This is a genomic window from Bacillus sp. EU55, from assembly GCF_038005925.1.
In the GTDB taxonomy this organism is placed as follows: Bacteria; Bacillota; Bacilli; order Bacillales; family Bacillaceae; genus Bacillus; species Bacillus velezensis.
On sequence record NZ_JBBOUE010000001.1, the window covers coordinates 1,210,739 to 1,235,592 of the forward strand.

The following is a 24,854-nucleotide window of genomic DNA, read 5'->3' on the forward strand; positions in this document are numbered from 1 at the left end:
TCCCTCTGCTTCAGCGGAATGAGAAAGGGGCGTATCATGAGCACACTATTAGAAGTGAATAATTTAAAGACCTATTTTTTCAGAAAGAAACAGCCGATCCCCGCAGTCGACGGGGTTGATTTTCACATTAATAAAGGCGAAACCGTCGCTCTTGTAGGAGAATCCGGCTCGGGCAAAAGCATCACCTCGCTTTCTATTATGGGACTTGTCCAAGGCTCGGGCGGAAAAATTATGGACGGCTCGATTAAGCTTGAAGGCAGAGACCTGGCCTCCTTCACCGAAAACGAATATTGCAAAATCCGCGGAAATGACGTCTCTATGATCTTTCAGGAGCCCATGACTTCCCTGAATCCGGTGCTGACCATCGGCGAACAAATTACCGAAGTGCTTGAATACCATAAAAAAATGAATAAAAGAGAAGCGTCCAAAAAAGCCGTTGAGCTTCTGGAACTCGTCGGATTCTCCAGAGCGGAACAAGTGATGAAAGAATATCCGCACCGTCTTTCCGGAGGGATGAGACAGAGGGTGATGATCGCCATCGCGCTCAGCTGCAATCCGAAGCTTCTGATCGCTGATGAGCCGACGACGGCGCTTGATGTGACGATACAAGCCCAAGTATTGGAGCTGATGAAAGACCTCTGCAAAAAATTCGATACTTCCATTCTGCTGATCACTCACGATTTAGGTGTGGTTTCCGAAGCCGCCGACAGGGTGATCGTGATGTACTGCGGACAAGTCGTAGAGAGCGCGAGTGTGGAGGACTTATTTTTAAACCCTCTTCATCCGTATACCGAAGGGCTGTTAAACTCCATACCGGTGATAGATGGAGAGATTGATACATTAAAAGCGATCAAAGGCAGTGTCCCGACACCGGATAATCTTCCGGAAGGCTGCCGATTCGCCCCGAGGTGTTCAAAAGCGATGGACAAATGCAAAACAGGGCAGCCGGAGCTGATAACGCATGAAAGCGGCCGTTCTGTAAGATGTTTTTTATATGAGGAAGAGGGTGCCCAATCAAAATGACAGCTGCAGGCCAAGAAACGATTTTAGAGCTGAAAGACGTAAAAAAATATTTCCCGATCCGCTCCGGTTTTTTTCAAAGGAAAGTCGGTGATATAAAGGCTGTTGACGGTGTTTCTTTTTCACTGAAGCGCGGGGAGACGCTCGGCATCGTCGGTGAATCAGGATGCGGCAAATCAACGGCGGGAAGGACGATGATCCGTTTATACAAGCCGACAGACGGCCGGATTCTTTTTAAGGGGCAGGATATTTCCGGCTTATCTGAAGAAAAGCTGAGAAAAAGCGTCCGCAAAAACATCCAGATGGTCTTCCAAGATCCCTTCGCATCCCTTAACCCGAGGAAAACGCTGCGTTCCATTATTAAAGAACCGTTCCAGACTCACCATATGTACAGCATGAGCGAGCGGAACGAGCGAGTGGAGGAGCTGCTGGCGAAAGTCGGCCTTCATCCGAGCTTTGCAAACCGCTATCCGCACGAATTTTCCGGGGGGCAGCGCCAGCGGATCGGGATTGCGCGGGCTCTGACATTGAATCCCGAGCTGATTATTGCGGATGAACCCGTTTCCGCACTCGATGTCTCCATTCAGGCCCAGGTCATCAATCTGATGGAAGAACTGCAGGAAGAATTCAACCTGACCTATTTGTTTATTTCTCATGATTTGAGTGTTGTCCGCCATATCAGCGACAGAGTCGGCGTCATGTATCTGGGAAAAATGATGGAGCTGACTGAAAAACACGAGCTGTACGGCAATCCGCTTCACCCTTATACGCAGGCGCTTTTGTCTTCAGTGCCCGTCACGAGAAAAAAAGACGCCGTCAAGCGGGAACGAATCATCCTGAAAGGAGAACTGCCAAGCCCGGCAAACCCGCCGAAAGGCTGCGTGTTCCACACGCGGTGCCCGATGGCCAAACCGATCTGCAAGGAACAAATCCCGGCATTTGAAGAAGCCGCTCCCGGCCATTACGTCGCCTGCCATTTATATGCCTGAAATGACAAGCATCGAGAGGGGGTATGCCGGATTACATAACCAGTTTGCTGCATATATATCACAAAGGGGGAATTGATATGAAATTACGTAAAAGCGCACTGATGATGCTAAGTGTTTTTATGGCGCTCGCCATCTTCCTGTCAGCCTGCTCCGGCTCAAAATCCACAAGCACCGAATCCAAACCGGCAGGAAAACCGCAAAAAGGCGGAGATTTGGTTGTCGGGTCAATCGGGGAACCCACACTTTTTAACTCTCTGTATTCTACGGATGACGCAAGTACGGATATTGAAAATATGCTGTACAGCTTTTTAACGAAAACGGATGAAAAACTGAATGTGAAATTATCACTCGCTGAAAGCATTAAAGAATTAGACGGCGGCCTTGCATATGATGTGAAAATCAAAAAAGGCGTTAAGTTTCATGACGGAAAAGAACTGACTGCAGATGACGTCGTATTTACGTACAGTGTCCCTTTAAGCAAAGATTACAAGGGAGAACGCGGCTCAACATATGAAATGCTGAAATCCGTAGAGAAAAAAGGCGATTACGAAGTATTGTTCAAGCTGAAATATAAAGACGGTAATTTTTACAATAATGCGTTAGACAGCACAGCCATTCTGCCGAAGCATATTCTCGGTAATGTTCCGATTGCTGATTTAGAAGAAAATGAGTTTAACAGAAAGAAACCGATCGGTTCAGGACCATTTAAGTTTAAAGAATGGAAGCAGGGCCAATATATTAAACTCGAAGCGAATAATGATTATTTTGAAGGAAGACCGTATTTAGATACTGTAACGTATAAAGTCATTCCCGACGCAAATGCTGCCGTTGCTCAGCTGCAGGCAGGCGATATTAATTTCTTTAATGTGCCCGCCACTGACTACAAAACGGCTGAAAAATTTAATAATCTGAAAGTCGTTACTGATTTGGCCTTACAGTATGTGTACATCGGGTGGAATGAAAAAAATGAATTATTCAAGGATAAAAAGGTCCGTCAGGCGCTGACAACCGCTCTTGACCGGGAGTCAATCGTCAGCCAAGTATTGGATGGAGACGGAAAGGTAGCTTACATTCCGGAAAGCCCTTTATCTTGGAACTATCCTAAAGATATAGATGTTCCGAAATTTGCGTACAACGAGAAAAAAGCGAAACAGATGCTTGCAGAAGCCGGCTGGAAAGATACGAACGGTGACGGCATTTTAGATAAAGACGGAAAGAAATTCTCGTTTACGCTTAAAACGAACCAAGGAAACAAAGTCCGTGAAGACATCGCTGTCGTCGTTCAGGAACAGCTGAAAAAAATCGGCATTGAAGTGAAGACCCAAATCGTTGAATGGAGCGCGCTCGTAGAACAAATGAATCCTCCGAATTGGGATTTTGATGCAATGGTCATGGGATGGAGTTTATCCACATTCCCGGATCAATATGACATCTTCCACTCAAGCCAGATTAAAAAGGGCTTAAACTACGTTTGGTATAAAAATGCCGAAGCGGATAAGCTCATGAAAGATGCAAAATCAATCAGTGACAGAAAGCAATATTCCAAAGAATATGAGCAGATTTATCAAAAAATTGCGGAAGATCAGCCGTATACGTTCTTGTATTACCCTAACAACCATATGGCAATGCCGCAAAATCTTGAAGGATACAAATACCATCCGAAACGTGATTTATATAATATCCAAAAATGGTGGCTTGCAAAATAATTTTCCCTTAAAGGGGAGGGAGAGCGTTTTCTCCCTCTTCTGTTTTTAATAAGGAAAGTAAAGGGGGACAAGTATATGGCTGCATATATTATCAGAAGAACCTTAATGTCTATCCCGATTTTATTGGGAATTACAATTTTATCATTTGTTATTATGAAAGCCGCGCCCGGCGATCCGATGACATTAATGATGGACCCGAAAATCAGCCAGGCTGACAGAGAGCAGTTTATTGAAAAATACGGTTTGAATGATCCTCAGTACGTTCAATATTTAAAGTGGCTCGGCAACATGGTACAGGGCGATTTCGGAACGTCAATTGTCAGAAAAGGAACGCCTGTTTCAGAATTGATTATGGCCCGAATGCCCAATACGCTGCTGCTGATGCTCGTTTCAACGATTTTGGCTCTTATGATTTCTATTCCGTTCGGTGTCCTGTCGGCAAAGCGGCCTTATTCAAAGCTCGACTATGGCATTACGTTTACCTCATTTATAGGCCTGGCCATTCCAAACTTTTGGTTTGGATTAATTTTGATTATGATTTTATCAGTAAATCTCGGCTGGTTTCCGACCGGCGGTGTCGAGACGCTGAATGCCGATTTCAATATATTTGACCGGATTCATCATTTAATTCTGCCTGCATTCGTATTAGCTACAGCTGACATGGCCGGACTGACGAGATATACGAGATCCAATATGCTTGATGTATTAAATCAGGATTATATCCGTACAGCGAGAGCGAAAGGGTTCAAGGAGAACCGTGTATTATTTAAACATGGATTGAGAAATGCATTATTACCCGTCATTACAATTTTCGGTTTGATGATTCCTTCGTTTATCGGAGGATCTGTCGTTGTCGAACAAATTTTCACATGGCCGGGGTTAGGAAAGCTGTTTGTTGATTCAGCGTTTCAGCGTGATTATCCCGTCATTATGGCGATGACCGTCATTTCAGCTGTTCTTGTGGTCATTGGCAACCTTGTCGCTGATATTTTATACGCAGTGGTTGATCCGAGAATTGAATATTAAAAGGGGGGACATCGATGGCTGAGCTGAACACATCTCCGTCACCGGAGATCGGGCTGAAAGAAAATATTGCTGAAAAACCGGAAACCATGACAAAAATCTTTTGGGAAAAGTTTTCGAAAAATAAACTGGCGGTTGCAGGTGCTGTTATTCTGTTCGTGATTATTATGTCAGCGATTTTTGCGCCGGTGATTGCTCCTTATTCTCAAGAGCAGCAAAGCCTGCTTGATAAATTTAAAGCGCCGGGTCTTGAACATTTGATGGGGACGGATAAATTCGGGCGTGACATCTTCAGCCGGATTCTGTACGGCGCGCGAATCTCTTTACTAGTCGGATTTGCCTCTGTTGTCGGCTCTATTTTTATCGGGACGATTTTAGGAGCGGTAGCGGGCTATTTTAAAGGTTTCGCAGATGCTGTTATTATGCGGTTAGTGGATATTGTTCTTTCCATTCCTGATATTTTCTTATTGATTACGCTTGTTACAATCTTTAAGCCAGGCGTGGACAAATTAATTTTAATTTTCTGCCTGACAGGCTGGACGACAACCGCGCGTTTGGTCAGGGGGGAATTTTTATCCTTGCGATCAAGAGAATATGTGTTAGCCGCTAAAACAATCGGAACAAAAACACATAAAATTATTTTTTCACATATCCTGCCCAATGCGCTGGGACCGATTATTGTGTCAGCCACTTTAAAAGTCGGATCGGTTATTCTGGCCGAATCGGCGCTAAGTTATCTCGGTTTCGGGATTCAGCCGCCGATCGCAAGCTGGGGCAATATGCTTCAGGATGCACAAAACTTTACGATTATGATTCAGGCTTGGTGGTACCCGTTATTTCCGGGACTGTTCATTCTTCTTACCGTATTGTGCTTCAACTTTGTCGGAGACGGGCTGCGTGATGCGCTTGATCCGAAAAATGTGAAATGATCTCCCGGACGGAACGGGAGATTTTTTTGTTGCAATGCAGTCAGAAATCCAGTTCCGTATTGCGGAAATCTCATATCGAAATGGAATAATTTATCTATCCCTTGCCTATACTGTGGACAACAGTTTTTATAAAGTGAGGGGTCGAATATGTTATTTCTTCATGATGTATGGGTCAATTGGTTTGAAGGGGAAGAGAACGGCTACAATGTATGCCATTTTCACGAATGGCGGAAGGAAGACACGGTTGAGCTTTTGGATCAGACACCGCTGCTCAGAGTGCCGTCGGTATTATTTCATTACATAGAAAACGACTTATCAGAGCTTCCGAAAGAGCTGCTTGACCAAGTCCACCAAAAGTCATACGTGCGAAAAAATCATGAGCGGACAAAGCTGGAGTACTGTTTTGTCGTGACAGACGGGATCGGCATCATTGCCGTGGATACGATCGGGTATACCATTCCGGTCAGAAAGAGCCGCCTGATTCCGAGACAGGAGCAGCTTGTTTATGAAATGGTAAAGGATGTAGAACCGGAATCGTTTCAATTTGAGCCGGCGCAATTGGAGTCTTCAAAGGAATATCACATTTTGTCATTGGCGCCGGAGCATGTCAGAGGGCTGACGAGAAAAGAGCGGCAGATCAAGCAGCTGATGTTTATGGCGCTCGACCAGCTGAAAGGGCTGAAAAACCGTGCGGAAATTGTGTATTGGTACACGGAATGGAATCCGCATATGTATGAGCAGATCAAACGGATGAGCTTTGAAGAGATTTGGGACATGCTTTACAATGAAACAATTGAAGGCTGGTCAGATAAACATCTTGCGTTCTGTGAAAATTTGATTAAAGGGCAGCCGTTTTTCGAAAAGCTTTGGGAAATGGAGCAGGAATCAAAAGTGAACTAAAAAAGAGGCAGGGATTCTCCCGCCTCTTTTCTTTATCTTCTTTTCCGTCCGAGACCCATGGCGTTTTCCATTTTCTTCACCATTTTGCCGGCCGTTTTGTTTGCGCGCGCCGCTCCTTCGTCGAGAATGCGGTCAAGCTCGTCGCTCTCAATTAATTCACGGTAGCGCTCTTGGATCGGTGTCAATGCGCCGATAACGACTTCGGCTAAATCGCTTTTGAATTCACCGTACCCTTTGCCTTCATATTTAGCCTCTAAATCTTCAATTGATGTGTTTCCTAAAATAGAATAGATCGTCAAAAGATTAGAAACGCCCGGTTTGTTTTCTTTATCATACTTTACAATGCCTTCAGAATCAGTCACGGCGCTCTTGATTTTCTTTTCGAGCTGCTTCGGCTCATCAAGCAGCGTGATGTATGCCTTTTGGTTCGGATCTGATTTGCTCATTTTTTTGAGCGGATCAGCCAGTGACATGATGCGCGCGCCTGATTCAGGAATTTTCACCTCAGGAATCGTGAAGATGTCATTGTATTTTTTATTGAAGCGTTCCGCCAGGTTGCGGGTCAGTTCAAGGTGCTGTTTTTGGTCTTCTCCGACCGGAACAAGATCCGTTCCGTACAGTAAAATATCGCCGGCCATCAGCGGCGGATAGGTTAACAGTCCGGACACGACGGCTTCTTTGCCCTTTGACTTATCCTTAAATTGCGTCATCCGCTCAAGCTCGCCGATATATGCGACGCATTGGAGCATCCACCCCGCCTGGGCATGAGCGGGAACCTCCGACTGGATAAAGAGGGTCGCTTTCTCAGGATCGAGTCCGACGGCCAGGTAAAGGGCCGCGAGATTGCGAATGTTCTTCCGCAGTTCAAGCCGATCCTGCGGAACCGTAATCGCATGCTGATCGACAATGCAGAAGTAGCCGTTGTAGTCATGCTGCAAGTCAACAAATTGCTTCATTGCGCCGATATAGTTGCCGAGGGTAACGGAACCGCTCGGCTGAATGCCTGAAAAAATCGTTTTCTTCATATTTCTTACCTCATTTCTTAAAACATAATAAAAAAAGCCCATTCTTCCCGTAGAAAAAAGGGACGAATGAACCGTGGTGCCACCCTGATTATTCCATTACAATGGAATCGCTCGAGACGTTGGTAACGGAGGCTGCTCCGGCTGGGCCTACTAACGTTCGGTCAGCTGCTCAGAAGTCCATTCCACATCGCCCGTTACCTGCTCCCAGCACCGCAGACTCTCTTCAAACGGATGAAAATGTGTACTACTCTTCATCATCGCAATCACAACAAATGTATTTGATTGATCTATTATAAATCAATTATAGCCAAATGTCATCAGAGGAATACAAGCTTATTTCCAGTTTGCTAAAGGGCTGGAAATCCTCAAAAAGAACTGAAAATGCTTAAATGATAACGTATATCAACATTTCGTATAACGAATATTATATGTAAAAAGCAATATGAACTGGAAATTGCAATAAAAAAATTTAGTTAGGTCATGCTTTAAACTATAGAAGTGTATCACCTTTTTGACAGAAAAACTGACCAAATTTAAATATTTTAAATTGAGAAAATAGTATTGCAATAAATTATTCATTTCATTATAATGAACTTGTTCACTCTATTGTTACAGCTTCTTTACATAAAATAATCAGAAAAGACGGAACACAATTAAAGTTTAGAAAAATATTAAGTTATTTTGTCTGATATTTCTGAGTATTTAGTAGTAAAGGCTGAAAAATTTGATTAGGGGGTTAGTGCATGAAAAAGCGTTGGTCTATTGTAGGTTTGATGCTTATCTTCTCGCTTGTATTAAGTGCGTGCGGCGGATTCAGCGGCGGATCAGGCGGCGGTAAAAAAGACACCAAAGGACAGACTTCACTTAATATCAATATTAAAACCGAGCCGTTCTCACTGCATCCGGGTTTAGCGAATGATTCCGTGTCAGGAGGCGTAATCCGACAGACTTTTGAAGGATTGACACGCGTAAACTCCAAAGGTGAGCCTGAAGAAGGAATGGCATCTAAAATTGAAACAAGCAAAGACGGAAAGACCTATACATTTACGATTCGTGACGGTGCGAAATGGTCTAACGGCGACCCTGTGACGGCGCAGGATTTTGAATATGCGTGGAAATGGGCGCTTGACCCGAACAACGAATCACAATACGCTTATCAGCTCTACTACATCAAAGGCGCTGAAGCCGCCAATACAGGAAAAGGCAAGCTTGATGACGTAGGCGTAAAAGCCGTAAATGACAAAACATTGCAGGTGGAACTGAACAACCCGACACCTTACTTCCTGGAATTAACTTCATTCTATACGTATATGCCGATCAACAAGAAAATTGCTGAAAAACATAAAAACTGGAACACAAACGCAGGTGAAAATTACGTGTCAAACGGCCCGTTCAAAATGACAGCCTGGAAACACAGCGGTTCCATCACACTTGAAAAGAACGATCAATATTGGGATAAAGACGCTGTGAAATTGAAGAAAATCAACATGGTGATGATTAACAATGACAACACCGAACTGAAAAAATTCCAGGCGGGTGAGCTTGACTGGGCAGGAATGCCGCTTGGCCAGCTTCCGACCGAATCTCTGCCGACTTTGAAAAAGGATGGATCGCTCCATGTTGAACCGATCGCAGGTGTGTATTGGTACAAATTCAACACAGAAGCGAAACCGCTGAACAATGTTAACATTCGTAAAGCCCTTGCTTATGCGATCGACCGCTCATCTATCGTGAAAAATGTGACGCAGGGGGAACAAATCCCGGCCATGGCTGCAGTGCCGCCGTCAATGAAGGGATTCGAGGATAACAAAAAAGGCTATTTCAAAGACAATGACGTCAAAACAGCAAAAGAATACTTAAATAAAGGACTGAAGGAATTAGGTGTCAAGAGCGTCTCTGACCTTCCGGCAATCAAATTGTCCTACAATACGAATGATGCACATGCGAAAATAGCGCAGGCCGTACAGGAAATGTGGAAAAAGAACTTAGGTGTCAAAGCTGAGCTTGATAATTCCGAATGGAATGTGTACATCGATAAGCTGCACAGCCAAGATTATCAGGTCGGGCGTATGGCCTGGTTAGGCGACTTTAATGATGCAATTAACTTCCTTGAAGCATATCGCGATAAAGATGGGGGAAACAATGATACAGGATGGGAAGACCCTGAGTTTAAAAAGCTGCTGAACCAATCTCAGCTTGAAACGGATCCGGATAAACGTATCGAAGAGCTGAAAAAAGCAGAAAAAATCTTTATGGATGCAATGCCGGTCGCGCCAGTTTACTTCTATACAGATACTTGGGTGCAGGATAAAAACCTCAAAAATGTAATCTTGACCGGAACAGGTGACGTTTTCTTCAGAAACGCTTCTTTTGAATAACAGGCGGTTCTGAAAACAAAAGACCCAAGGTATATGGGGAGGATGTCCCCGTATACCTTTCTTGCTTATTAAGTTTAAAATGGTAAAAAATATGGAGGTGTTCACCTTGCTGAAATACATCGGTAAACGATTCATTTACATGATCATCACGCTGTTTGTGATTGTCACCGCCACTTTCTTCTTAATGCAGGCAGCGCCGGGCGGACCATTTTCCGGCGAAAGAAAGCTGCCGCCTGAAATTGAGGCAAACTTAAACGAACACTATGGCCTGGACAAGCCTCTTTTCGTTCAATATGCCAGCTACTTAAAATCTGTGGCGATGTGGGACTTCGGACCTTCTTTTAAATATAAAGGCCAAAGTGTTAATGATTTAATCAATTCAGGCTTCCCCGTCTCATTCACTCTCGGTGCAGAAGCTATTCTCCTCGCTTTAGCGTTCGGTGTGCTTTTCGGGGTGCTTGCTGCCCTGTACCATAATAAATGGCAGGATTATACCATTGCGATTTTAACGATCTTTGGGATCTCAGTTCCGAGCTTTATATTGGCGACGATTTTGCAATATATTTTCTCAATTAAATTAGAACTGTTCCCGGTCGCAGGGTGGGAATCCTGGGCATACACCTTTCTGCCCTCTATTGCGCTCGCTTCCATGCCGATGGCGTTCATTGCCAGACTCTCCCGTTCAAGCATGATTGAAGTGTTAAACAGCGATTACATACGGACTGCAAAAGCTAAAGGACTTTCCCGTCCGTCAGTCACCGTGCGCCATGCGCTTCGAAACGCGCTTTTGCCGGTCGTGACATATATGGGGCCGATGGCGGCATCCATTTTAACGGGAAGTTTCATCATTGAATCCATTTTCGGAATTCCCGGTTTAGGCGCGCATTTTGTAAACAGCATTACAAACCGTGATTATACGGTCATTATGGGAGTTACCGTGTTCTTCAGCGTGCTCCTGCTTTTATGCGTATTAATTGTAGACGTGCTGTACGGATTAATCGATCCGAGAATCAAGCTTTCTAAAGCAAAGAAAGGAGCCTAGACCATGCAGAACATTCCTAAAAACATGTTTGAACCAGCTTCAGCTAATGCCGGCGATGCCGAAAAAATAAATAAAAAAAGCCTTTCCCTCTGGAAAGACGCCATGCTCCGCTTCCGCAGCAATAAGCTTGCGATGGTCGGGTTCGTACTGATCGTTCTTATTATTCTGATGGCGATTTTTGCGCCTGTCTTTTCAAGGTATGATTATGCGACTACCAATCTATTAAATGCGGATAAAGCGCCGTCGAAAGATCATTGGTTCGGCACGGATGACCTTGGAAGGGATATATTCGTCCGGACATGGGTGGGCGCGCGGATTTCCATCTTTATCGGTGTCGCAGCTGCCGTGCTTGATTTATTAATCGGCGTAATCTGGGGCAGCATTTCCGGATTCCGCGGCGGACGCACAGATGAAGTGATGATGCGCATCGCCGACATTCTGTGGGCTGTTCCTTCATTATTAATGGTTATTTTGCTGATGGTTGTCCTGCCGAAAGGATTGCTCACCATTATCGTCGCCATGACAATCACGGGCTGGATCAATATGGCGAGAATCGTCCGCGGACAGGTGCTGCAATTAAAGAATCAGGAGTATGTGCTTGCTTCACAGACACTCGGCGCCAAAACCGGCCGGCTTTTGTTTAAACATATCGTCCCGAACGCGATGGGCTCTATCCTCGTAACGATGACACTGACGGTTCCGACGGCGATTTTTACAGAAGCGTTTTTAAGTTATTTGGGCCTCGGCGTACCTGCGCCGCTTGCGAGCTGGGGAACGATGGCCTCAGACGGATTGCCTGCATTAACCTATTACCCTTGGCGTCTGTTCTTCCCTGCCGGCTTTATCTGCCTGGCGATGTTCGGCTTTAACGTTATCGGCGACGGGTTAAGAGACGCGCTGGATCCTAAGTTACGCAAATAAGGAGTGATATGAGTGACACGTTTGCTAGAAGTAAAAGACTTAGCCATTTCATTTAAAACATACGGCGGAGAGGTACAGGCAATCCGCGGCGTGAATTTCCATTTGAATAAAGGAGAGACGCTTGCGATCGTGGGGGAGTCGGGTTCCGGAAAAAGTGTGACCTCCCAAGCGATTATGAAGCTGATCCCGATGCCGCCGGGCTACTTTAAAAGAGGACAGATTCTTTTTGACGGACGCGATATCGTGCCGATGTCTGAAAAAGAAATGCAGGCCATCAGAGGAAAGGACATCGGAATGATTTTCCAAGACCCGATGACCTCTCTGAACCCGACGATGAGAGTCGGCAAACAAATTACGGAAGTGCTTTTCAAACATGAAAAAATCTCAAGTGAAGCGGCGAAAAAGCGCGCCATAGAGCTGCTTGATCTCGTCGGGATTCCGATGCCCGAAAAACGGATCGGCCAATTCCCCCATGAATTTTCAGGCGGGATGAGACAGCGTGTCGTCATCGCGATGGCGCTTGCGGCAAATCCGAAATTGTTAATTGCCGATGAACCGACAACAGCGCTTGATGTGACGATTCAGGCACAGATCCTTGAGCTGATGAAAGATCTGCAAAAGAAAATTGATACGTCTATCATTTTTATCACGCATGATCTCGGCGTTGTCGCCAATGTCGCCGACCGGGTCGCCGTCATGTACGCGGGTCAGGTCGTCGAATCGGGCACGGTGGATGAAATCTTTTATGATCCGCGCCATCCGTATACGTGGGGACTGCTTGCCTCAATGCCTAGCCTGGACAGCACAGATCAGGAAAAACTGACGGCCATCCCGGGCACGCCGCCTGATCTGACGAATCCTCCGAAAGGGGATGCATTTGCGCTCCGCAGCTCATATGCGATGAAAATCGACTTTGAACAGGAACCGCCGATGTATAAAGTGTCTGATACGCATTTTGTGAAATCGTGGCTTCTGCATCCTGATGCACCTAAGGTCGAGCCGCCTGAAGCGGTGAAGGCTAAAATCCGTCAGCTTCCGAATACGTATCAGCATCCTGTTTTAATGAAGGAAGGTGAAAAAAATGACTGAGAAGCTTCTCGAAATCAAACATTTAAAACAGCATTTTTTCACGCAAAAAGGAACGGTAAAAGCCGTAGATGATTTGTCATTTGATATTTATAAAGGCGAAACGCTCGGCCTTGTCGGAGAATCGGGCTGCGGTAAATCAACGACGGGCCGCAGTATTATCCGGCTGTATGAGGCAACCGGCGGGGAAGTTCTCTTTAACGGGGAAAATGTCCACGGGAAAAAATCCCGCAAGAAACTGCTGGAGTTTAACCGGAAAATGCAGATGATTTTCCAGGATCCGTACGCATCTTTAAATCCGAGAATGACAGTCGCCGACATTATTGCCGAGGGAATAGATATTCACCGCCTGGCAAAAACGAAAAAAGAGCGGATGCAGCGGGTTCACGAACTGCTGGAAACGGTCGGTTTAAATAAAGAGCACGCCAACCGCTACCCGCATGAATTTTCGGGCGGACAGAGACAGCGTATCGGAATCGCCAGAGCGCTGGCGGTTGATCCGGAGTTTATCATCGCGGACGAACCGATTTCGGCGCTTGACGTCTCCATTCAGGCGCAAGTCGTCAATTTAATGAAAGAATTGCAGAAAGAAAAAGGGCTCACTTACCTGTTTATCGCCCATGATTTATCAATGGTCAAATACATCAGCGACCGCATCGGCGTCATGTATTTCGGAAAATTGGTGGAGCTTGCGCCGGCGGATGAGCTTTACGAAAACCCGCTTCACCCATACACGAAATCATTGCTGTCCGCTATCCCGCTCCCTGATCCGGACTATGAAAGAAATCGCACGCGAAAGAAATACGATCCGTCCATTCATCAGCTGCAAGACGGAGAAAAGATGGAATTCAGAGAAGTGAAACCGGGACACTTTGTCATGTGCACTGAAGCTGAATTTAAAACCTACCTATAAACCTATCTTCCTCCAAGACTCAGTCTTGGAGGATTTTTTTGCGCACATTCAAGTTTATTAAGCCTGCTCCCGTTTTTCTATAATGGAAAAAAAGGGGGAGATCAGTATGAAAACCATTTTGTGCGCCATTTGTGCGGGACTGTTTATCAGTGCAGCCGCTTATCCGGCCCACGCCGCTGCGAAAGAGGAGCAGCCGCTTGTAAAAATAGCGCTGGCCGAAAAAGAACTGCCGAAATCAAATGCACGGTTCGCTTATCCGTCAGGGCTGCATTTTTCACATCCTGATAAGGTGCGGGGCATTTACGTCACAGGGCATTCAGCGGGAGGAAGCAAATTCGGGGAGCTGACAGACTTTGTGGACAAAACGGAGCTCAATACAATGGTGATTGATGTCAAGGATGACAACGGAAACCTCACCTTTAAGCCGGACGGCCATTCTGAGTATGCCAAAATCGCCAAGCCGTACATCAAAGACCCAAAAAAGATGATGAAAAAGCTGGAGGAAAAAAAGATCTATCCGATCGCGCGTATTGTCGTATTTAAAGACAGCGAACTCGCGAACAAAAAGCCGGAGTGGTCTTTTAAAGAAAAAAACGGAAGTGTCTGGAAAAACGGCCGCGGCGAATCGTTCGTCAATCCGTTTATGAAAGAAGTATGGGATTACAATGTAAAGATTGCAAAACAAGCCGTAAAGATGGGTTTTCAAGAAATTCAGTTTGATTATGTCCGTTTTCCTGAAGGATTTGAAAAACGTGATGACGAACTGACATACGGTCACGGCGATTACGGAAAAACAGCAGACAGCAATGTGCAAAAACGCGTTCATGCCGTCACCGATTTTGTCGGTTATGCGAAGAAAAAACTCAAGCCGTACGGTGCGGATGTGTCGGTTGATATTTTCGGCTATTCAGCCACGCTGCCGGAAGCGCCGGGGATCGGCCAGAATTTCAGCAAAATTTCAGAACAGGTCGATGTCATTTCATCCATGATTTACCCGAGCCATTGGACAAGCTATTTCGGCATTGATAAACCGGATCTTGAGCCTTACAAAGTCGTCAAAGAATACGCAAAGGTGGAAAATAAAAAACTGTCTAAGCTGAAACACCCGCCTGTATCGCGTCCGTGGCTTCAGGACTTCACGGCATCATATCTCGGCAGCGGAAATTATCAAAAGTACGGGAAACGCCAGGTGGAAGACCAGGTTAAAGCGCTGCATGATGAAGGAATTGACGAATTTTTATTGTGGGACGCGGCAAACCGCTATACCAAAAACGTCGATTACACACCATTTTAAAAAAATTGAAACCATGTTAAAGGATCACACGTCTTAATAGATGTAAGATTGTTTAAACAATCGGAAATGGGGTATATCTAAAAGTGTGAAGACAACGAACCCATAAGGAGCAAATGAATGAACTGGTACGAAAAGCTGAGTGAATATTTTCCGATTGAAGAAATGAAATCAAAAGCGCATATGGAAGCTCTGTTAAAGGAGCAAAGCGATGTTTATCATAAAGAAGAGGGGCAGTACCACGTGCTGATGTATGCGGAATTTGACTCTTTCATCTTTATTGATTACCTGTTTGTGTCAAAGAAATCCAGAGGACAAGGCCTCGGAAGCAAGCTGATCGGCAGGCTGAAAAAGAAAAACAAGCCGATTCTGCTTGAGGTGGAGCCTGTTGACGAGGATGACACGGATACACAGAAACGCTTGCGTTTTTATCAAAGAGAGCATTTCAAGCACGCGCAGTCAATCGGGTATCGGCGCCGGTCATTGGCTACGAATGAAGTGAACAAAATGGAGATTCTGTACTGGTCACCTAAGACGGAATCAGAAGAAGAAATGTTTGAAGCAATGAAACAGACATATGAAAACATTCACACTTATAAAGATGAAAAATGGTACGGAGAATCATACGAAAAAACGGATGAAGTTCTCAAAGTCATTGATGAGAAAAAACGAATTCGATCAGCTGAGCTAATTGAGAATGGGGAAACATCCGCCAGCCGTAAATTTGCCGGATTGACACATTTTTTTCTCAGGAGACTGTTCACACTTACTTTTTTATAGTATAATACCTATAAAGATTCCTTTTTTAAAGTCATTTCAATTTGAGAATACAAACATGTTCATCCTACTAATTAGAGGAGTGAAGATTAATGGTTACATTATACACATCACCTAGCTGTACGTCATGCAGAAAAGCAAGAGCTTGGCTTGAAGAGCACGAGATTCCGTTTGTAGAGAGAAACATTTTCTCCGAGCCGTTATCAATTGATGAGATCAAGCAGATTCTGCGTATGACTGAAGACGGTACGGATGAAATTATCTCTACCCGTTCTAAAGTATTCCAGAAACTGAACGTAAATGTTGAATCAATGCCGCTTCAAGACTTGTACACTCTGATCAATGAGCATCCGGGACTGCTCCGCCGTCCGATCATCATTGATGAAAAACGTCTGCAAGTCGGCTATAACGAAGATGAAATCAGACGATTCCTGCCTAGAAAAGTACGTTCTTTCCAATTAAGAGAAGCACAGCGTCTGGCTAACTGATATAAGCTTACGATAAGCATGGAAAAAGCCCAAAACCGTCGGCGGTTTGGGCTTTTTATTATTTTTCAGTCTGCTGATAAATCATACTGGCGAGGATGACAAAAACGACGGTCAAAATCGGCAGCATCATCTGTATAGTGCCATGTTCCGCCATGAAGAAAGACAGCTTGCTGTCCCCGGCAATCATTTCACCGCCGGTAAATGCGAGAAGGCCGCTTCCGGCGTACATCAGTAAAGGCATTTTCTCCATAGCGGCATGAACGAGCTTGCTGCCCCAAATGATAATCGGCACCGAGATGAAAAGCCCTATCACTACAAGCGTCAGCTCACCGTGAGAAGCGCCGGCTACTGCGATGACATTGTCAAGAGACATAAAGATATCAGCCAAAACAATTGTGCGGATGGCTTTCCAAAGGGAAGAACTGCTTTTCACATGCTGCGCATCTTTCTTCTCAATCAGAAGCTGATAGCCGAGATACAATAAAAACACCCCGCCTGCGCATTGTAAAAAAGGAACATTCAATAAATAGACCGCGGCGCTCGTCAGCACGATTCTCAAGACGACTGCGATAAACGTTCCGAAGAGGATCGCTTGCTGTCTTTGTTTATGCGCCAGATTCCGGCTGGCCATCGCGATGACGACGGCATTGTCACCGCCGAGAATGAGATCAATCCCGATAATAAGCAGAAGGGACAGCAGGTAATCGTGCGGCATGGTAACACCTCGCTTATAGATCGATTGCTTGTACAGCTAATATATGAAGCAGTGCGCTATTTATGATGGGAACCGGGAGAAAGCCTGTTTTTCGGTGTGAAAATGCTTTTTTATTTCTTTTATAACTGTTTTATCATAAAATAGAAATATAAAGAATTTGCGCTGTCCTCTATAAGGTTAAGATGTGGACGGAATGGGTAAAGTGTAGTAAAGTACTATTCATCGGGAGCTTAGATGTCCCTTCAACATCTTATAAAGAAGGGAAGGTTGGCAAAATGGAAATAGAAAGAATTAATGAGCATACTGTAAAATTTTATATGTCTTATGGTGATATTGAAGATCGCGGTTTTGACAGAGAAGAAATCTGGTACAATCGCGAGCGCAGTGAAGAACTGTTCTGGGAAGTCATGGATGAAGTGCATGATGAAGAAGAATTCGCTGTCGAGGGTCCTCTTTGGATTCAGGTTCAGGCATTGGACAAAGGACTGGAAATAATCGTAACAAAAGCCCAGCTTTCCAAGGACGGACAAAAACTCGAACTGCCGATCCCGGAAGATAAAAAACAAGAGCCGGCAGATGAAAATCTCGATGCTTTACTTGATGATTTCCAGAAAGAAGAGCAGGCCGAGAGCCGGGAAGATAAGGAGCAAAAGCTTCAATTCACTTTGCGGTTCGATGATTTTGAGGATCTCATCTCGCTATCAAAATTGAATCTTAACGGAATCAAAACGACCCTGTATTCGTTTGAAGACCGATATTATTTATATGCAGATTTTTATGAGCAAACTGATGAAGAGGTTGAAAATCAGCTAAGCATCCTGTTGGAGTACGCGCACGAATCATCAGTCAGCATTCACCGTCTTGAAGAATACGGCAAATTGGTGATCGCTGATCATGCGTTATATACAATAAAAAAACACTTTGCATCATAACAAACCGATTTCTCTCAGCAGAAATCGGTTTTTTTTGTTCTGAATGACAGGATGAACGGCTGAAAACCGTATAACGGCTCTCATCCGCAAACAGGATTATATCTTCTTCCTGCTGAATACAACAAGATTCAGGAAAGGAGAAGATGCAACATGTTCAGTGCTGTGACTGCCGACGGAAGGCTCATTCAGCTGGCCGGAAGCTATTCAAAGGAAAAAGCGGCGGAGCTGAGAAAGAAACGCTGGTTCTGCCCTGTTTGCGAAAGTGAGCTTGATATCAAACTGGGCCGGGAGAAACTGCCGCACTTCGCTCATAAAAAAAGCAGGCTGTGTCCGGGGGAATCCGAACCTGAAAGCGAATACCATCTGGAAGGAAAAAGACAGCTTTTTCTCTGGCTAAAGACACAAGGGTGCAGTGTCAGCCTGGAACCGTATCTGACTTCCGCGGGACAGCGGCCTGACTTGACGGCGGAAAGCGGAGAAGAGAGGCTGGCTTTTGAATTTCAATGTGCGAACCTTTCGGCGGACTCTTTAAAGAGCCGGACGGCAGGCCTGAAAAACGCCGGGTACCGGCCGGTCTGGATTATCGGGGCAAAACGGTTAAAACGGCTGGCCGCGCAATTTTTCCGGCTTTCTGCTTTTCACTGGCAGTTCTTTGAAGTCCATTCATTTTCCTCCTTACTGTTTTACTGCCCCGACGCCCGCTCCTTTTACAGGCTGCATTCCATCACTCCGTTTTACACCGGCTATTCTTATGCCGGCTTAACCGCAATCCCTCTTCACAAAGCAAACCTGAAAGACATTTGTCATCCGGAAGGGCGGCACAGCGTCAGACTTCCCTCGTGGGGACGTGCCGTAGCCGGCTTCCGCAACAAAAGCGGGCGGTTTTTATCTGAAGATGCCGGTCTTATCCGGTGTCTTTTTTACGAAAGACATCAGGTTGCATTTCCATTTCTCCCCTCTGAAGTGTTTATTCCCGTTTCAGCGGGCTTTGTGTTTGCAAGTCCCGTTTTTGTGTGGCAGGGCCATTTATACTTGCGGCTTGCGGAACTTTCTAAAAAAGGCGCGCCGATCCGATTATCCGGCATGGTTCATGATTTACGGCAAAAAATCAGGGGTAAGGAGATCCGGATGAGGTATGGTTCACAAGACAGCCTTATCGGAATGGCGGTAAAACAATATGCTGATTTCTTATGCTTGCAGGATTTTTTAAGGGAAATTGAGAATGAAGTATATATGCCCTCATCTCAATGGAAGCGCCCTCAAACGGCAGAAGAGCTGCGCCGGCGGGATCTGCTCTTTTTTGGGGAATGAGAATGCTTCATTTCGTTCATCCTAACGTCAAGGTGGTGGCGAATGTGAGGGGCGTACAAGCATTTTGTTTTCGTTTTTTCACTGTATTATTGGTATGCTCGGTCTTATATGCCGCATATGATTTGACAAAAGGCAGTGAAAAGCCGGAAGATAATCACAACACAAGTTTTTGGAGAAACAATCGTTTTTTCAATTGGCTTGAAGTAAAGAAAACGAGGGGGATCACCATGACTAAGGAAAATAAAGCAGCACAGCTGCCTGACAGAAGTGAAGTAAAGGCAGAGCATACATGGAGACTAGAGGATATTTTTCCTAGTGATGAGGCCTGGAATAAAGAATTTCAAGCAGTTAAAGAATTAATCCCGAATTTATCTTCTTTTAAAGGCACACTTGCTCATTCGGCTGATAATTTATACGCGGCGCTTACGGCACAGGATGAAGTGACGAACCGCCTTGGGAAACTTTATGCATACGCGCATATGCGCTCAGACCAGGATACGGGAAATTCTTTCTACCAAGGGCTGAACGACAAAGCCGCAAGCCTGTATTCTCAGGCTGCCAGTGCGACTGCTTACATTGAACCGGAAATTCTGGCGATTCAGGAGGACAAGCTGCACCAGTTTATTCTCGAAAAAGAAGAGCTTAAGCTTTACTCCCATGCAATTGAAGAAATTACAAAACAGCGTCCGCACGTGCTGAGCGAACAAGAAGAGGCCCTGCTTGCGGAAGCCTCAGAAGCGCTGTCGTCGCCTTCCAATACATTCAGCGTTTTAAATAACGCCGATATTACATTTCCGTCGATTAAAGATGAAAACGGCAAGGAAACTCAAATCACACACGGCAACTTTATTAATTTTCTGGAAAGCAGCAATCGTGAAGTCCGCAAAAACGCATTTGAAGCTGTATATAAAACATACGGACAGTATAAAAACACGATGGCGACTACACTCAGCGGCACTGTGAAAAAAGATAATTTTTACGCCCGTGTGAAAAAATATAAATCAGCACGGGAAGCGGCTTTATCCAATAACAGCATCCCTGAAGAAGTTTACGATAACCTGATTAAAACGATCAATAAACATCTTCCGTTATTACACCGTTACATTGACCTGCGGAAAAAGGTGCTCGGCCTTGATGAAGTCCATATTTATGACCTGTACACACCGCTCGTAAAAGATTCGGGAATGAAGGTCACATATGAGGAAGCGAAAGATTATATGCTCAAAGGACTTGCTCCGCTGGGCGAGGAATACGCGTCTATTTTAAAAGAAGGACTTGAAAACCGCTGGGTCGATGTATACGAAAACAAAGGAAAACGCAGCGGTGCTTATTCGTCCGGTACATACGGCACGAATCCGTACATCTTGATGAACTGGCATGATAATGTCAATAATCTGTTTACGCTCGTTCACGAGTTCGGCCATTCCGTGCACAGCTACTATACGAGAAAATATCAGCCGTATCCATACGGTAACTACAGCATTTTTGTCGCTGAAGTCGCTTCAACGACTAATGAAGCGCTGCTCGGTGAATATATGCTGAACAGCTTAAAGGATGAAAAACAGCGTCTGTACCTGCTCAACCACATGCTTGAAGGGTTCAGAGGCACAGTGTTCAGACAGACGATGTTCGCTGAATTTGAGCATCTGATTCATACGAAAGCGCAGGAAGGCGAGCCGCTAACGCCTGAACTGCTGAACGAACTTTATTATGATTTGAATAAAAAGTATTTCGGTGACAACATGGTGATTGATAAAGAAATCAGTCTGGAATGGTCAAGAATTCCGCATTTCTATTACAATTATTATGTGTATCAATATGCAACAGGCTACAGTGCGGCCCAAGCGCTGAGCAGCCAGATCTTAAAAGAAGGCAAGCCTGCGGTGGAGCGCTATACCGAATTCTTAAAAGCGGGAAGCTCGGAATATCCGATCGACATACTGAAAAAAGCGGGAGTCGATATGACATCGCCTGAACCGATCGAGGCGGCCTGCAAAATGTTTGAAGAGAAGCTGAACGAAATGGAAGAGCTTCTTTCGAAAGTGAACCCTTCGTAATTCAAAAAAGCCTGTGCATAAGTTGCGCAGGCTTTTTCTAAAACCCTTTAAACGTTTTTCTGTGATTCAGCCGGTACAAGGCAAACAATATGGACAGAAACAGCAGGGGAGATGTAATGTAAATCGGCAGCATGTGCATCATGGCCAGCAGATTTAAAAAGAAGAAAAACACAATCATTCCGATGATCAATACGGTGCGGAGCATTGATTTCCCTCCTTGTTTTTCATTGATATATTCTATGAAAACAAGCAGTCAGTTATGTTTTGTGACAAAAATATGAACATTAATCTTATGGCTTGTCAAAACTCGACAAGATTTGATATGATAAGGATGTGAAATTGATCACAAACAAACATTACCCCTTTGTTTGACCGTGAAAAATTTCTCCCATCCCCTTTGTTGTCGTTAAGACATATGAAACCGCGCTTATCCCGGCGCGGTTTCTTTATTTGCACAAAAAAAGCCGGCTCCGTAAGGAATCAGCTTTTTTTAATGATCACAACAGGTGACATCCTCCTGGGTGCCGGCCAGAGACTTCCAAAACAGACCGTGCTTTGCTTCCACTCTGGCGACCTTTTTGGCGAATGCCAGTTTTTTCATTTCTTTTTCAACTTCTTCTAGACTCAAATCATAAACGAGTGCGATTTCTTTCGATGCGACAAACCGAAAATATTCAATGAAACATTCCAAAGGCGGCGTTTCAGAAGGCTTCGGTTCATCCCCGAGCATTTCGAATAAGATCTCTTCGTATACGTCATAAGAATAGTTGCCGGGAACCTTCAGCCCTTCATCATCATGCAGGCTGTTAAAGAACGTCAATGTCGGGTTGACGGTGACGTCCATTTCCGCCGCGATTTTCATATCGCACTGAAGCGCTTTTACCGCGCTTTGCGAATGGAGGTCGCGCTTGAATTCTTCAACATCCAATTTCGTCTTTTCGGCAATTTCTAAAAGAACGTCTTCATCCGTAATATTCTGCTTGGAAACAAACAGGCTTTCCTGCATGCTGCGGAGAAACAGAATGCCCGCTTTTCTTCCCTGCAGTTCGGCCGCTTTTAAAGCGAGTGCGGCAAGGTAGGGCGATGAAAGAGGCTGATCCTGCTCAAGCCAAAGGCTTCCGTCACAGGGCATCCCGGAACGGTTCGCAATTTTTTCCCAAGCTTCGGCAAGGAGGTGTTTTTTCCGCTTTTGCTTATTCAGCGATGTAATGCTCGCGGAAACAATGATCCGCAGCGTAAAAAAACGACCGTATTTGATTTTTAATTTTTTTATGGCGGGCTCCAGCGACCAGCATTCAGGACATAAAGGGTCGACAAACATGTAAATTTCGAGCGGTTTTTTTGGATGTCCGTGGCAATGGGCGAAGTATTGCTCATGCTGATAATTCGTCAATATGATCGATCCTCCGCTTCTGACTGGTTTACCATATGCCTGGCCGTCAGTTCCAGACGCCCGTACAGAAATTCACGAATATCGCCCTCCAGCCCGACCTGATCCATCGCTTTGCTCATACAGCTTAGCCACGCATCAGCCCTCTCGTCCGTAATCGGAAAGGGGAGATGCCTTGCCCTGAGCATGGGATGTCCGTGCTCTTCAGTATAAAGAGGAGGTCCGCCCAAATACTGGGTTAAAAATTGCTTTTGTTTTCTGGCCGTTTCAGTCAAATCACTTGGAAATATCGGCTTCAGCAAGGGATGAGACGAGACACGCTCATAAAAAGTATCAACAAGTTGCGATAGAAGTTCCTCTCCAATCGCTTCATATGGTGCGTTAAACGATTGTCCCATGTTGACTACTCCTTTATATGGCTAATAGGAATCATAATTCCCATTGCGAATTTATCTTTCAGTTTTACTATCTTCAGTTACTGTATATTTTAGCAATAACATTTTATTTCTACAAACAAAGTGCCTTTCTGTCAGGCGCTTGTATTTCATATCATATCACATCGCCTTCATTCATGTGTAAGATTTCACTCCGCAAAAAAACCAGAGGGCGAAGGAAGCCTCTCTGGTTTACGCGTAATACTGTTTGGTTATGTTTTTGACATATTGCTGTGTTTCCTTAAACGGCGGAATGCCTCCGTACCGATCTACGTTGCCGGGGCCTGCGTTGTAGGCGGCTAACGCCAGAGATACATTTCCGTCGTATTTCGTGAGCATCTGCTTTAGGTACTTTGTGCCGCCCTCAGCGTTCTGGACGGGATCAAGCGGGTTTGACACCCCGAGTGATTCTGCCGTGGAAGGCATGAGCTGCATCAGTCCCATTGCCCCCGCACCGCTGACCGCTTTCGGATTAAAGCCGGATTCCTGTTTAATAACCGCGCGGATCAGCTTTTCGTCCACTCCGTATTTTTCGGCCGCTTTCTGAATGGCGCTGTCTATTGAAAAGTTTCCGGTGCTGATATCAGAAGCCGCATCCGGAGACTTTATGCCCGGGGAAGCGGTCTGTGAAGCAGCCGCGGAGCCGGATGAAACGGGAATTCTCGGTGAATATGAAGCGTGAGCGGTCCGCACACCGTTTAAAATTCCCAATTCCGGCTGCTGCCGGACGGCTGTGCCCGTATATTGGCTGAGCAGCGCGCTGAAATTTGAAAGCGGGCTTTCGGCAGATTGTCCGCTTGAAGCGGTGCTTGTATTAGACATTGATTGCAGCGCCATTGATTGAAGCTGGAGAAGGGCCGCCCAATTCGTTATATTCACTGTGTCATTCCACCTTTTTTTGTTTCTGTTCATAAAAACGCTGGATTTTATTTTTAGTAACCCGCTGAGGGATGCCGAATTGCTTGAGCAATTGTTCAAACGCCCGTTTTCCTTCATCCCAGTCAGCAGCTTCGAATTCCAATTCAAAGTCTTCTTTCTCTAAATATCGGCTGTGATCTAAAATGATTAAGCCTTTTTCTGATTCTTTTTCCGCGCGTGCGGTCGACAGCGTCCCGAAATAGCAAATGTGTTCTGAGTTGATTCCGAGACCTTCCAGCTGACGTTTGACGGGGCCTTCCGGAATCTTGAAGACGTCAAGATCAGGTGCCGCAAGCTCTTGGTGGGTTTCCAGCAGACCGACCGCGGCAGGCTCTTTTAACGTCAGAACGAACGCGCCGTCTTTTTCTCGGATGCGGAGTGCTGATTTTTTTTGTTTCAGGGAAAAATCTTTCGTGTCGAAATAATGATTGACCTGCTGTTTAAAATCATGTTCTTTCATGCAGAGTGCTTCACTCAGCTTCAGAAATTCTGATTTTGTCAGCAGGTTTTTGAATTCAATTTCTATTTCTTGGGTCATGACAGTCTTCCTTTCAGGACGAAAAATTGTATAATTCCCATTATCTCTTTAGAGGTTACGTTTATCAATAT

Annotated in this window: 23 protein-coding genes, 1 pseudogene and 1 other annotated feature; of the genes and pseudogenes, 17 read left to right on the forward strand and 7 right to left on the reverse strand. The window is 45.1% G+C overall.

The features are described 5' to 3' along the window. The first annotated feature begins 36 nt into the window (after positions 1–36). From NYE50_RS06405 to NYE50_RS06430, 6 genes are all read left to right on the forward strand, one after another. Complete coding sequence (locus NYE50_RS06405) at positions 37–1,023, forward strand: ABC transporter ATP-binding protein (RefSeq protein WP_025284553.1); 987 nt, start codon at positions 37–39, stop codon at positions 1,021–1,023. After that, on the forward strand, positions 1,020–2,009 hold the full coding sequence (locus tag NYE50_RS06410; protein WP_014417412.1) for an ABC transporter ATP-binding protein: 990 nt from the start codon (positions 1,020–1,022) through the stop codon (positions 2,007–2,009). The genes NYE50_RS06405 and NYE50_RS06410 overlap by 4 nt, the downstream gene beginning before the upstream one ends. A gap of 77 nt (positions 2,010–2,086) precedes the next feature. Continuing rightward, on the forward strand, positions 2,087–3,715 hold the full coding sequence (locus NYE50_RS06415) for a peptide-binding protein (protein ID WP_095060848.1): 1,629 nt from the start codon (positions 2,087–2,089) through the stop codon (positions 3,713–3,715). Positions 3,716–3,790: 75 nt separating this feature from the next. After that, positions 3,791–4,741: an oligopeptide ABC transporter permease AppB gene (gene appB, locus NYE50_RS06420; RefSeq protein ID WP_007610596.1), complete on the forward strand. Its 951-nt coding sequence runs from the start codon at positions 3,791–3,793 to the stop codon at positions 4,739–4,741. 14 nt (positions 4,742–4,755) lie between these two features. After that, entirely contained in the window at positions 4,756–5,667 is a 912-nt protein-coding gene (gene opp4C / locus NYE50_RS06425; protein ID WP_072177127.1) for an oligopeptide ABC transporter permease, read from the forward strand. A 147-nt stretch (positions 5,668–5,814) separates the two neighbouring features. Next, positions 5,815–6,567 (forward strand): YjbA family protein, encoded by a 753-nt coding sequence (locus NYE50_RS06430; protein WP_007409116.1) that lies wholly within the window; start codon positions 5,815–5,817, stop codon positions 6,565–6,567. 32 nt (positions 6,568–6,599) lie between these two features. On the opposite strand, the gene trpS is transcribed toward NYE50_RS06430, so the two are convergent. Continuing rightward, on the reverse strand, positions 6,600–7,592 hold the full coding sequence (gene trpS / locus NYE50_RS06435) for a tryptophan--tRNA ligase (protein WP_128974055.1): 993 nt from the start codon (positions 7,590–7,592) through the stop codon (positions 6,600–6,602). 55 nt (positions 7,593–7,647) lie between these two features. After that, positions 7,648–7,859 (reverse strand) — a binding site (T-box leader). Between the two features lie 476 nt (positions 7,860–8,335). Between trpS and NYE50_RS06440 the strand changes: the two genes are divergently transcribed. From NYE50_RS06440 to spx, 8 genes and pseudogenes are all read left to right on the forward strand, one after another. Next, the gene (locus tag NYE50_RS06440) at positions 8,336–9,970 is read left to right on the forward strand and encodes a peptide ABC transporter substrate-binding protein (RefSeq protein WP_224988794.1); all 1,635 of its coding nucleotides are present in this window, start codon (positions 8,336–8,338) and stop codon (positions 9,968–9,970) included. 106 nt (positions 9,971–10,076) lie between these two features. Beyond that, positions 10,077–11,012 (forward strand): ABC transporter permease, encoded by a 936-nt coding sequence (locus NYE50_RS06445; RefSeq protein ID WP_014417417.1) that lies wholly within the window; start codon positions 10,077–10,079, stop codon positions 11,010–11,012. 3 nt (positions 11,013–11,015) lie between these two features. Then, positions 11,016–11,933, forward strand: coding sequence for an oligopeptide ABC transporter permease OppC (gene oppC, locus NYE50_RS06450; protein ID WP_224988793.1), 918 nt, complete (start codon positions 11,016–11,018; stop codon positions 11,931–11,933). 12 nt (positions 11,934–11,945) lie between these two features. Beyond that, a complete protein-coding gene (locus NYE50_RS06455) occupies positions 11,946–13,022 on the forward strand; it encodes an ABC transporter ATP-binding protein (protein ID WP_003155039.1) in 1,077 nt (358 codons plus the stop codon). Continuing rightward, entirely contained in the window at positions 13,015–13,932 is a 918-nt protein-coding gene (oppF, locus tag NYE50_RS06460; protein WP_015239568.1) for an oligopeptide ABC transporter ATP-binding protein OppF, read from the forward strand. The genes NYE50_RS06455 and oppF overlap by 8 nt, the downstream gene beginning before the upstream one ends. Positions 13,933–14,038: 106 nt before the next feature. Beyond that, positions 14,039–15,226, forward strand: coding sequence for a putative glycoside hydrolase (locus NYE50_RS06465; protein WP_084191224.1), 1,188 nt, complete (start codon positions 14,039–14,041; stop codon positions 15,224–15,226). Between the two features lie 117 nt (positions 15,227–15,343). Next, a pseudogene (locus NYE50_RS06470) lies at positions 15,344–15,895 on the forward strand (GNAT family N-acetyltransferase); the annotation flags it as partial. A gap of 197 nt (positions 15,896–16,092) precedes the next feature. Then, positions 16,093–16,488, forward strand: a complete 396-nt coding sequence (gene spx / locus NYE50_RS06475; RefSeq protein ID WP_003155034.1) for a transcriptional regulator Spx — start codon at positions 16,093–16,095, stop codon at positions 16,486–16,488. A 58-nt stretch (positions 16,489–16,546) separates the two neighbouring features. Here the strand turns inward: spx and NYE50_RS06480 are convergent, their stop codons facing one another. Beyond that, the gene (locus NYE50_RS06480; RefSeq protein WP_224988792.1) at positions 16,547–17,203 is read right to left on the reverse strand and encodes a TerC family protein; all 657 of its coding nucleotides are present in this window, start codon (positions 17,201–17,203) and stop codon (positions 16,547–16,549) included. Positions 17,204–17,478: 275 nt separating this feature from the next. Between NYE50_RS06480 and mecA the strand changes: the two genes are divergently transcribed. The 3 genes from mecA (at position 17,479) to pepF (ending at position 21,503) form a co-directional block, all read left to right on the forward strand. After that, on the forward strand, positions 17,479–18,135 hold the full coding sequence (gene mecA / locus NYE50_RS06485) for an adaptor protein MecA (protein WP_003155032.1): 657 nt from the start codon (positions 17,479–17,481) through the stop codon (positions 18,133–18,135). A 150-nt stretch (positions 18,136–18,285) separates the two neighbouring features. Beyond that, the gene (locus NYE50_RS06490) at positions 18,286–19,446 is read left to right on the forward strand and encodes a competence protein CoiA family protein (RefSeq protein ID WP_061862069.1); all 1,161 of its coding nucleotides are present in this window, start codon (positions 18,286–18,288) and stop codon (positions 19,444–19,446) included. Between the two features lie 227 nt (positions 19,447–19,673). Beyond that, entirely contained in the window at positions 19,674–21,503 is a 1,830-nt protein-coding gene (pepF, locus tag NYE50_RS06495) for an oligoendopeptidase F (RefSeq protein WP_094296111.1), read from the forward strand. A gap of 37 nt (positions 21,504–21,540) precedes the next feature. Here the strand turns inward: pepF and NYE50_RS06500 are convergent, their stop codons facing one another. The 5 genes from NYE50_RS06500 to NYE50_RS06520 all read right to left on the reverse strand — a co-directional run bounded on the left by NYE50_RS06500 (position 21,541) and on the right by NYE50_RS06520 (position 24,783). Next, positions 21,541–21,708, reverse strand: coding sequence for a hypothetical protein (locus NYE50_RS06500; RefSeq protein ID WP_003155026.1), 168 nt, complete (start codon positions 21,706–21,708; stop codon positions 21,541–21,543). Positions 21,709–21,993: 285 nt separating this feature from the next. Next, positions 21,994–22,896 carry a protease adaptor protein SpxH gene (gene spxH / locus NYE50_RS06505; RefSeq protein WP_003155024.1) on the reverse strand — a complete coding sequence of 301 codons (903 nt, stop codon included), beginning with the start codon at positions 22,894–22,896 and terminating at the stop codon, positions 21,994–21,996. Further along, positions 22,893–23,291 carry a globin domain-containing protein gene (locus tag NYE50_RS06510; protein WP_003155023.1) on the reverse strand — a complete coding sequence of 133 codons (399 nt, stop codon included), beginning with the start codon at positions 23,289–23,291 and terminating at the stop codon, positions 22,893–22,895. Before NYE50_RS06510 ends, spxH begins: the two co-directional genes overlap by 4 nt. Before the next feature lie 228 nt (positions 23,292–23,519). Beyond that, on the reverse strand, positions 23,520–24,206 hold the full coding sequence (locus NYE50_RS06515; RefSeq protein WP_224988791.1) for a lytic transglycosylase domain-containing protein: 687 nt from the start codon (positions 24,204–24,206) through the stop codon (positions 23,520–23,522). 4 nt (positions 24,207–24,210) lie between these two features. Further along, positions 24,211–24,783, reverse strand: coding sequence for a CYTH domain-containing protein (locus NYE50_RS06520; RefSeq protein WP_224988790.1), 573 nt, complete (start codon positions 24,781–24,783; stop codon positions 24,211–24,213). Positions 24,784–24,854: the final 71 nt, after the last annotated feature.

Coding starts and splice junctions, on each gene's coding strand:
- NYE50_RS06405 (WP_025284553.1), top strand. CDS start 37: ATGAGCACACTATTAGAAGTGAATAATTTAAAGACCTATTTTTTCAGA.
- NYE50_RS06410 (WP_014417412.1), top strand. CDS start 1,020: ATGACAGCTGCAGGCCAAGAAACGATTTTAGAGCTGAAAGACGTAAAA.
- NYE50_RS06415 (WP_095060848.1), top strand. CDS start 2,087: ATGAAATTACGTAAAAGCGCACTGATGATGCTAAGTGTTTTTATGGCG.
- appB (WP_007610596.1), top strand. CDS start 3,791: ATGGCTGCATATATTATCAGAAGAACCTTAATGTCTATCCCGATTTTA.
- opp4C (WP_072177127.1), top strand. CDS start 4,756: ATGGCTGAGCTGAACACATCTCCGTCACCGGAGATCGGGCTGAAAGAA.
- NYE50_RS06430 (WP_007409116.1), top strand. CDS start 5,815: ATGTTATTTCTTCATGATGTATGGGTCAATTGGTTTGAAGGGGAAGAG.
- trpS (WP_128974055.1), bottom strand. CDS start 7,592: ATGAAGAAAACGATTTTTTCAGGCATTCAGCCGAGCGGTTCCGTTACC.
- NYE50_RS06440 (WP_224988794.1), top strand. CDS start 8,336: ATGAAAAAGCGTTGGTCTATTGTAGGTTTGATGCTTATCTTCTCGCTT.
- oppC (WP_224988793.1), top strand. CDS start 11,016: ATGCAGAACATTCCTAAAAACATGTTTGAACCAGCTTCAGCTAATGCC.
- oppF (WP_015239568.1), top strand. CDS start 13,015: ATGACTGAGAAGCTTCTCGAAATCAAACATTTAAAACAGCATTTTTTC.
- NYE50_RS06465 (WP_084191224.1), top strand. CDS start 14,039: ATGAAAACCATTTTGTGCGCCATTTGTGCGGGACTGTTTATCAGTGCA.
- spx (WP_003155034.1), top strand. CDS start 16,093: ATGGTTACATTATACACATCACCTAGCTGTACGTCATGCAGAAAAGCA.
- NYE50_RS06480 (WP_224988792.1), bottom strand. CDS start 17,203: ATGCCGCACGATTACCTGCTGTCCCTTCTGCTTATTATCGGGATTGAT.
- mecA (WP_003155032.1), top strand. CDS start 17,479: ATGGAAATAGAAAGAATTAATGAGCATACTGTAAAATTTTATATGTCT.
- NYE50_RS06490 (WP_061862069.1), top strand. CDS start 18,286: ATGTTCAGTGCTGTGACTGCCGACGGAAGGCTCATTCAGCTGGCCGGA.
- pepF (WP_094296111.1), top strand. CDS start 19,674: ATGACTAAGGAAAATAAAGCAGCACAGCTGCCTGACAGAAGTGAAGTA.
- NYE50_RS06500 (WP_003155026.1), bottom strand. CDS start 21,708: ATGCTCCGCACCGTATTGATCATCGGAATGATTGTGTTTTTCTTCTTT.
- NYE50_RS06510 (WP_003155023.1), bottom strand. CDS start 23,291: ATGGGACAATCGTTTAACGCACCATATGAAGCGATTGGAGAGGAACTT.
- NYE50_RS06520 (WP_224988790.1), bottom strand. CDS start 24,783: ATGACCCAAGAAATAGAAATTGAATTCAAAAACCTGCTGACAAAATCA.